Raw genomic sequence first — 1,412 nt, forward strand, 5'->3', positions numbered from 1 at the left:
GCCGCCGCGCCTGTCCTTCGGGATCCGGACTCCGACGGAGAGGACGGGCGCGGTCTGCTCCTCGTCAACGCGCTCAGCAGCCGATGGTCCTGGTATCGGGCGAAATCGGGAGGAAAGGTCGTCTGGGCGGCGCTGCGCGCCAACCTCCCGCAGCCCACGCAGCCGCGGATCGAGGCCGGGCAGCTGGACCAGCGCACACCGCAGCCCACCCCAGACCCGCTCATACCGGTGACCTTCGAGGACGACCCGGCCCTGCTGCGCCGGGTCGCCGACGGGCTACGGGCCTTGGATGACTGGCACCTTCCCCACGCTACGGCTGCCCCGCCGAGGAAACGCCCGCCGATCGCGGCGGCGGGACAGCCGGGGCGCCTGTGATGGCCGATCCCGCCCGCCAGCGCCGGCCGGATGATGCAGACCGTACGGGTCGTCTGAACCCCGAGGCCCCGCTCGTTCCCGTCAGGCTGCGCCCGCTCGTTCTCATCGCGCGCATGGCAGCCCTGTCCGAGGTCACACCACCGGCAGACGTCGCACGGACGCTCGCCGCGTTCACGCCGCCCATCGACCCGGCATCACCGGCATGGGCCGCGCTGCGGGCAGCCCTCGACCGCTACGACACCGCGCAGAACCAGGACGGCCTGGACGCCGCCCGCACACAGATCAACATCGCCGCTGTCACCCTGCTCGCCGGCCCGGCCGGCCGTGGTGTGGCCCGCTCACCCGCTCGGTACCGCGTGCCGGCGCAGCGGACGCCGGGAGCCGCATCCGACCCTGGATAGCGTGCCGGCCGTCATCAACGGACAGCGACCCTACAGCGGGTGCCGGGCACTGGCTTACGGCGGCGAAGTGCGGCCTTCTACTCCGTTGAGGGGCGGCAGGGTTTTGAGGGGCCCCACGGGCGCATCAGGGTTTACGCCCAACGCCGCATGACTGGAACCTTGCGACGGGTTCGGTCGACCCAGGGTCGTTTCGCCAGTGTGGCGGGGAAACGATGCCTGGCTCGAGGAGTTCGAGGCCGTCGAAGAATGCGCCGATAGTCTCCTTGGTTCGATAGCTGTACTCGTAGCCGTCGGAGAGTTCTTTCATCTCCAGGATCTGCTCGCTGTCCGGGTCGGCCGTGCCATCGTCGACAATCAGGTGGCTTCCCGAGGGGAGGGCCGCCAGCAAGGTGCGCACGATCGAGGTGGCCTCGTCGAGCTCCGGGATCAGTCCCAACACCGATGTGAGGACCAAGCCAACGGGTTCACTGAAGTCGAGGGTCTGCGCCGCGAGCCCCAGGATCTTCTCCGGGTCGCGAAGGTCGGCGTCGAGGTAGGCGGTGGCCCCCTCAGGGGAGCTGACGAGCAGCGCGCGGGCGTGGGCCAAGACGAGGGGATCGTTGCAAGTCGGGTTGTATGCACACTTCGCTGTGAGGG

General features: G+C 69.8%; 3 protein-coding genes. 2 read left to right on the top strand and 1 reads right to left on the bottom strand.

Annotation, left to right across the window (positions count from 1 at the left end):
* Positions 1 to 375, top strand: a 375-nt coding sequence (locus AC08OV_RS20180) for an ATP-binding protein (protein WP_476620110.1), incomplete at its 5' end; no start/stop codon positions are given.
* Between the two features lie 113 nt (positions 376 to 488).
* Positions 489 to 776, top strand: a complete 288-nt coding sequence (locus AC08OV_RS20185) for a hypothetical protein (RefSeq protein ID WP_476620111.1) — start codon at positions 489 to 491, stop codon at positions 774 to 776.
* Positions 777 to 900: 124 nt separating this feature from the next.
* Here the strand turns inward: AC08OV_RS20185 and AC08OV_RS20190 are convergent.
* Positions 901 to 1,412: SAM-dependent methyltransferase (locus AC08OV_RS20190; RefSeq protein ID WP_476620112.1), on the bottom strand; the 512-nt coding region annotated here is incomplete at its 5' end.

The organism is Frankia sp. CeTa3Moorea (assembly GCF_978021225.1).